This window comes from Vibrio sp. 10N.247.311.51, from assembly GCF_041467855.1.
Lineage (GTDB): Bacteria > Pseudomonadota > Gammaproteobacteria > Enterobacterales > Vibrionaceae > Vibrio > Vibrio coralliirubri.
On the sequence record NZ_JBFSVK010000021.1, the window covers coordinates 100,458 to 107,956 of the forward strand.

Here is a 7,499-nt window from a genome sequence, read left to right on the forward strand (position 1 = left end):
CATATTGAGACTTGCGTTTTCAAATTGCAATAGGTTAACGTTTAGCATAGTTAATTAGGAATCATACACATGGACGATCAGAAATATCTGCCGATAAAAAGGCATACGACATTATTAACTCGACTCCCCGAGACTCGTTTCGCTTCTCAACTCGCTAAATCCAAGGCCAATTGGATTGTGTTTGGTGAGTACCTATCTCCACAATCTTTCGATGACATCGACTTTTTCACTGGCACTTACAACACCATCCTCGATACGTGGAAGGTTGGGCATTATGAAGTGGCTTTGATGTCAGGCAATCTAACGCCAGCACACGAAGAAATCCTCCAAGCGCTAAAGCTTGATTATGCTTGCCTTAGCGAGGTCCCAGACTTATCTAAGCCAGGTTTGATCGTGATGGATATGGATTCCACAGCGATTCAAATTGAATGCATTGATGAGATTGCCAAGCTAGCTGGAGTGGGAGAGTTAGTCTCTGAAATCACGGAACGAGCGATGCAAGGCGAGCTCGACTTTGAACAGAGCCTGCGCCAACGAGTAGGAGCACTGAAAGGTGCGGATGAGTCGATATTAGAGCAAGTGCGTCAGTCATTGCCATTCATGCCAGACTTGGTCGGGCTGGTGAATACTCTAAATAAGCTTGGCTGGAAAACAGCGATTGCATCAGGAGGTTTTACTTACTTCTCTGACTACCTGAAAGATACCCTTGATCTAGACCATGCTCAATCAAACACGCTTGAGATCGTCAACGGTAAGTTGACGGGTGAAGTCTTAGGCGATGTTGTTTCGGCGCAGACCAAAGCGGATATCTTGGTAGAGTTGGCTGAAGAGTATGAGCTGGAGCTACATAACACGGTTGCTGTTGGTGATGGCGCGAATGACTTGGTGATGATGGGCGCTGCTGGTTTAGGTATTGCCTTCCATGCAAAACCAAAAGTCGAGCAACAAGCTCAAACTGCTGTGCGTTATGCTGGCTTAGGTGGGGTATTGTGTATCCTGTCTGGCGCGTTGGCTAAGCAACAAAAAATCAGCTGGCAGGCGAAACCGTAAAGGTTCACAACAGCATGATTAGTTAATCGTGTGATATTACAAAGACACAAAAGCAGGCACTGAGCCTGCTTTTCTTTTTTATTGTACCTAGAGATTATGGAGCATTATGACTAACGCGTTAGCTCCAATCGGATCAACACTTCATCGGTAATATCTTCTATCTCACCATAACCGATAAACGCGGTGATCTCGTTTTCTAGCTTCTTCGCTTGGTGCATGCTGATACGAGCAAGCTCTTCTAAATCCGATTGGAACAAGGTGGTCAATGGATTGAAGATTGGCGCGGTCGTAACGCGAAGTACATACACATCACCTAAGTGCTGCGCTTTCTTAATGAATAAGATTCTTTCTTTTGCCGAGGCAAAGTCTTTCACTAACTTAGTATGTACTGATTGGATCTTGTCGCCGAACTTCACTGCAGCAATGTACACGTCATGATGCTTAGGCTCCGCACCTTCAATTCTTTTTAGTGGCTCAGCCAACAGTGAGTTGGTGTGACCCTTGAAGATTGGCTCGAGTGAGAACTTTTGGTTGTGACCAAGTTTAGCAAGTAACGTTAGATGCTTATTCAGTGGGAAATTCACACCAATGATCTTACAGCGCAGCGTTGAACTTGGCTTATCAATGAATATTGGGTTACTGACCATCTTGCTCAACAAAATGTTGTGCAGTGATTCGAGTAGCGAATGTGTTGGCAGTATCTCTTGCTTCTTAATCAGCTTACTTTGGTTTTGATCGATAAGCCCATTAAGGAAAGCGATGGTACGCATTGTCTTGGCGTTCTCGGCAATAACCAACTGCACGTTGCGACCATTCGGACTCACTCGAATTACGTGGTAAGGCACTGTGCTCAGTGGCAGGTTCTTGTCATAGAGCTGCAGTTCATTGAAGTTCACTAATACCGGATCATTAATCTTGAGTACCATTGGGTGTTCAAGGCTAATGCTCAGTCCACGCTTCGAAATATCTAAGGTGTGTCCGTTCGCCGCTGTGCCATCTTGTGATGTAAGTTGCAACGGTGACTTAAATTGGTATCTCGGCTCTTTACGACGAGTCTGAGAGTCAAAGTAGATGCTTTGAATATTGCCGACGACAGTACGCGGGTGACGGAAGCGGTTCAATTCACTGCTTGGAATGCGTGGCTTTTCACTCAGAAGATAGTCCGCCGCACTTTCGTGATCGCCAATCTCTTGCAAGATTCCGCAATGCGTCAGTTGAGCTGAGCTTTGAGCCAGCGTATCCGAGTGTTTAGCTAATGCTTGTCGCTCAGTGTCTGAAAGTTCGAAAACCGAGAACTTGAACGCCTTCCAACTTTTACGTTTGCCACCGATGTGCCAGAACAGCTGTCTTTGTTCACGAGAGGCTTCAGGCAGCATCATTGAATAGAACAAGGTCTTGTTTTGGTGTTCATGGGTAAAAGAGTAGATAACGTTACTGGTTCCCTTCACTCCTGGTTTCGCCAACAGGTTCATACGTTGCTCGTTGAACAGGGTACCCAGCGCTTGTTGATTTCGTTCGTCGTGCCAATATTGCCATAATGGATGGTTGTTATCCGTCAGTAGGGCAAGCTTTAGTTCGCTGCCGCTGAAAAACAGGGGTAGGTTACAAGTATGCTTTAGATAGGTGTGTTCGATTCCTCGAGTACGAGTTCGAATAATCCTATCTTGATTCTCATGGCTGGTTTTCTTACTGGTGCTATTCAAAGACTCATCGAGTAAGCGAGCCACAATATTGTTGTCGCTTACCTTGATGGTTCTTAGAAATTTGACCGCGTTGTTCTCATAAGATTCGTCGATACCCAAAACACGAAATTCAACCGCTTGGTTAACATCGTTTTCTTGGGACTTTTCGATAAGCTCTGAGAACTTAACGCTGATGATCTCGCCGAGGTTGTATCGAAAGGCGCTCGGTACTTTGAACTTTGCACCCGACGGGGAGATATCAACCGTTACACCATGTAGGCTTTGCCCTTTCGATGTGGTGATCTCGACCTGCGAGCTAATCTTGAGTCTGTTCTCTTGGCGTTTTAAGTCGTAACCTAGGTTAATAGCTTCCGCTTCGTACGGGCTATTGGCGCTAGTAATGTCGTGGTTACCTTGAGAAGATGTTTTAACAACGCTCAGAGGCTGAGTTCGCGGAGTCATTACTAACTCCCATGCGCCTTCTGTGTAACCTTTAAACTTTTTCGTACCACGTTGATATGCGTTTAAAGCGATATCATCGAGCCAGTGCTTACGGCCATCGAGAGTGAACTGACGACACTCATTATCAATACGCCCGCGTAAATCAATGCTCTTTGTACACGGAGCCATGATACGATTCAGTTCCATTTTAACGAGCAGCTTCAGAGACGGCGATTCCCCTTCTGTCATTTGAGAAAGAAGGAATTCGAAATCTTCGGCGTGGTAAGCCGGGATTAAACGTTCTGCTACAGATAGAATTTCAGATTGCTGCATACTTTTCTTGTTAGAATGGACGGTGCGTTTATGTTATCGACTAGTTTAAATCGATCTTTAAGTATAAGTGGTATGACTGCAACTTTTATTTTCATCCGTACGGTCAAATAAGTCACAAATTGACAACATCATTGTGTAATTGAGTAAATTATTGAGGTTTTATGGCGAAGGCAAAGCGAGCTTATGTGTGTAATGACTGTGGTGCCGATTTTCCACGTTGGCAGGGGCAGTGCAATGCATGTGGTGCTTGGAACACGATTACAGAAGTTAGGTTAGCCGCTTCACCTCAGGTCGCACGTAATGAACGATTGAGTGGTTATGCGGGCGGTGCAACTGAATCTTCGGTTCAAACGCTGTCAGAAATCGATCTGCAAGAAGTCCCACGTTTTAGCAGTGGCTTTAAAGAGCTAGACCGCGTACTTGGTGGTGGTGTTGTCCCTGGTGCTGCGATCCTGATTGGTGGTAACCCAGGCGCGGGTAAATCAACACTATTATTGCAGACCATGTGTCAGCTCTCTTCTCAACTGCCGACACTCTATGTAACAGGTGAGGAATCCCTGCAGCAGGTTGCAATGCGCGCCTCTCGACTAGGATTACCAAAAGAGCACCTAAAGATGCTCTCTGAAACCAACGTAGATAAGATCTGTCAGATAGCTGAAAAAGAACAGCCAAAGATCATGGTTATCGACTCCATCCAAGTTATGCACGTTGCTGATGTTCAATCTTCACCGGGCAGTGTTGCTCAGGTTCGTGAATCGGCAACCGCATTAACGCGCTACGCAAAACAGAATAACGTTGCTGTGTTCTTAGTGGGACACGTAACTAAAGACGGCACCTTAGCCGGGCCAAAAGTGCTTGAGCACATTATTGACTGTTCTGTTCTATTGGATGGCGGAACCGATAGCCGCTTTAGAACGCTGCGCAGTCACAAGAACCGTTTTGGTGCGGTCAATGAGTTAGGTGTGTTTGCTATGACAGGCCAAGGGCTAAAAGAAGTCAGCAACCCATCGGCTATCTTCTTGTCTCGTGGCGAAGAAGAAACCTCGGGCAGTTCGGTGATGGTTGTATGGGAAGGCACTCGTCCATTGCTTGTTGAGATCCAAGCGCTGGTGGATTATTCCCAGCTGGCTAACCCACGTCGTGTCGCTGTTGGCCTAGAGCAAAACAGGCTTTCGTTGTTATTAGCGGTGCTGCATAAACATGGCGGCTTACAAATGGCTGACCAAGATGTGTTTGTGAATGTCGTCGGTGGTGTTAAAGTAACCGAAACCAGTGCTGATCTTGCGTTGGTGATGGCTCTACTTTCAAGTTTCAGAGATCGCGCATTGCCAAAAGATGTGGTGGTATTTGGAGAAGTAGGCCTAGCGGGTGAGATTCGACCGGTACCAAGTGGGCAAGAGCGTCTTAATGAGGCATTTAAACACGGCTTCAAGAAAGCGATTGTACCGGCGGCTAACATGCCTAAAGGTGGTATTCCTGGAATGCAGATCCATGGCGTGAAAAAATTATCAGAAGCAATTAATGCTTTTGATGAGTTGTAATTGAGCTCACTTCAGCTACTCTATACAGCAGAAATTCAGTCTAACTTAAACGCCAATTGCGCTTAAGATTAGCACTAAACTAAACAATCATTTAGATTGTTTCTACAGATTGCCTTTTTCTATATGTTAGAAAAAGGCAAAGTTTTTTAGTCCCAAATGCATGCAAAGCTATCAGTCTTCACAGATTGTGATATACTCTGCGCGCATTTTATATCCTATTAACAGAGTAAGACAATGGCAGATTTATCGAAATACAGAAACATTGGTATTTTCGCGCACGTTGATGCGGGTAAAACAACTACCACTGAGCGTATCCTTAAGCTAACTGGTCAAATCCACAAGACTGGTGAAGTACATGATGGCGAATCAACTACTGACTTCATGGAACAGGAAGCTGAGCGCGGTATTACTATCCAATCAGCAGCTGTAAGCTGTTTCTGGAACGGTCACCGTCTAAACGTTATCGATACTCCTGGACACGTTGACTTCACAGTTGAAGTATACCGTTCTCTTAAAGTACTTGATGGCGGTATCGGTGTATTCTGTGGTTCTGGTGGTGTTGAACCTCAATCAGAAACTAACTGGCGCTACGCTAACGAATCAGAAGTATCTCGTCTGATCTTCGTTAACAAACTAGACCGTATGGGTGCAGATTTCTACAACGTTGTTGACCAAGTTAAAAACGTTCTAGGTGCTACTCCTCTAGTTATGGTTCTACCAATCGGCCGCGAAGATGAATTCGTGGGTGTTGTAGACCTTCTAAGCCGTAAAGCATACGTTTGGGATGACACTGGTCTTCCTGAAAACTACGAAATTCTAGATGTTCCTGCGGACATGGTAGATGACGTTGAGCAATACCGTGAAGAGCTAATCGAAACTGCTGTAGAGCAAGACGATGACCTAATGGAAGCTTACATGGAAGGTGAAGAGCCTTCTATCGAAGACATCAAGCGTTGTATCCGTAAAGGTACTCGTGACCTAGCGTTCTTCCCAACTTTCTGTGGTTCTGCATTCAAGAACAAGGGCGTACAAATCGTTCTTGACGCTGTTGTAGATTACCTACCTTCTCCAACTGAAGTTGATCCTCAACCTCTAATGGACGAGAACGGCGAAGAAACTGGCGAACACGCTATCGTTTCTACAGATGAAACTTTCAAAGCGCTTGCATTCAAAATCATGGATGACCGTTTTGGTGCTCTAACTTTCGTTCGTATTTACTCTGGTAAACTGAACAAAGGTGACACGATTCTTAACTCATTCACTGGCAAAACAGAACGTGTTGGCCGTATGGTTGAGATGCAAGCTGATGACCGTAACGAACTAACTAGCGCACAAGCTGGTGACATCATTGCGATCGTTGGTATGAAGAACGTGCAAACTGGTCACACTCTATGTGATCCTAAGCACCAAGTAACGCTTGAGCCAATGGTATTCCCAACTCCAGTAATCTCAATCGCTGTATCTCCAAAAGATAAAGGCGGTTCTGAGAAAATGGGTATCGCGATCGGTAAAATGGTTGCAGAAGATCCATCTTTCCAAGTTGAGACTGATGAAGAGACTGGCGAAACTATCCTGAAAGGTATGGGTGAACTTCACCTAGACATCAAGGTAGATATCCTTAAGCGTACATACGGCGTTGACCTAACTGTAGGTGCTCCTCAAGTTGCTTACCGTGAAACTATCACTCAAGCAATTGAAGATAGCTACACGCACAAGAAGCAATCTGGTGGTTCTGGTCAATTCGGTAAGATCGATTACCGTATCAAACCAGGCGAAGCAGGTTCTGGCTTCAAGTTCAACTCTGTAGTTGTGGGCGGTAACGTTCCTAAAGAATTCTGGCCTGCAGTTGAGAAAGGCTTCGCATCTATGATGGAAAACGGCGTACTAGCTGGCTTCCCAACTCTAGACGTTGAAGTTGAACTTTTCGATGGTGGTTTCCACGCAGTCGATTCATCTGCAATCGCATTTGAAATCGCAGCGAAAGGCGCATTCCGTCAATCTATGCCTAAAGCTGGCGCGCAACTTCTTGAGCCTATCATGAACGTTGACGTGTTCACTCCAGACGATCACGTTGGTGATGTTATCGGTGACCTTAACCGTCGTCGTGGCATGATCAAAGATCAACAAGCTGGCGTTACTGGTGTTCGTATTAAAGCTGACGTACCTCTTTCTGAGATGTTCGGCTACATCGGTCACCTACGTACTATCACTTCTGGTCGTGGCCAATTCTCTATGGAATTCGCACAATACGCACCATGTCCAACTAACGTTGCTGACGAAGTGATTGCAAAAGTTAAAGCAGAAAAAGAAGCTGGTAAGTAATTAGCCCTTTTCTCAATTAGCTAAAAAAGCCCCGCAAGTGAAAGCTTGCGGGGCTTTTTATTGCTTGTAACATACTGCGAGATGCGAGATGCGAGATGCGAGATGCGAGATGCGAGATGCGAGATGCGAG

4 protein-coding genes are annotated in these 7,499 nt (G+C 45.4%); 3 read left to right on the plus strand and 1 reads right to left on the minus strand.

Annotation, left to right across the window (positions count from 1 at the left end):
• Window positions 1-69 precede the first annotated feature (69 nt).
• Complete coding sequence (gene serB / locus AB6E85_RS17885) at window positions 70-1,050, plus strand: phosphoserine phosphatase (RefSeq protein WP_372143416.1); 981 nt, start codon at window positions 70-72, stop codon at window positions 1,048-1,050.
• Window positions 1,051-1,160: 110 nt separating this feature from the next.
• On the opposite strand, the gene AB6E85_RS17890 is transcribed toward serB, so the two are convergent.
• Window positions 1,161-3,506 (minus strand): PilZ domain-containing protein, encoded by a 2,346-nt coding sequence (locus AB6E85_RS17890; protein ID WP_372143418.1) that lies wholly within the window; start codon window positions 3,504-3,506, stop codon window positions 1,161-1,163.
• A gap of 161 nt (window positions 3,507-3,667) precedes the next feature.
• On the opposite strand from AB6E85_RS17890, the gene radA reads away from it, so the two are divergent.
• Entirely contained in the window at window positions 3,668-5,047 is a 1,380-nt protein-coding gene (radA, locus tag AB6E85_RS17895) for a DNA repair protein RadA (protein WP_372143420.1), read from the plus strand.
• Between the two features lie 234 nt (window positions 5,048-5,281).
• Window positions 5,282-7,369, plus strand: a complete 2,088-nt coding sequence (fusA, locus tag AB6E85_RS17900) for an elongation factor G (RefSeq protein WP_048612295.1) — start codon at window positions 5,282-5,284, stop codon at window positions 7,367-7,369.
• The last annotated feature ends 130 nt before the right edge of the window (window positions 7,370-7,499 follow it).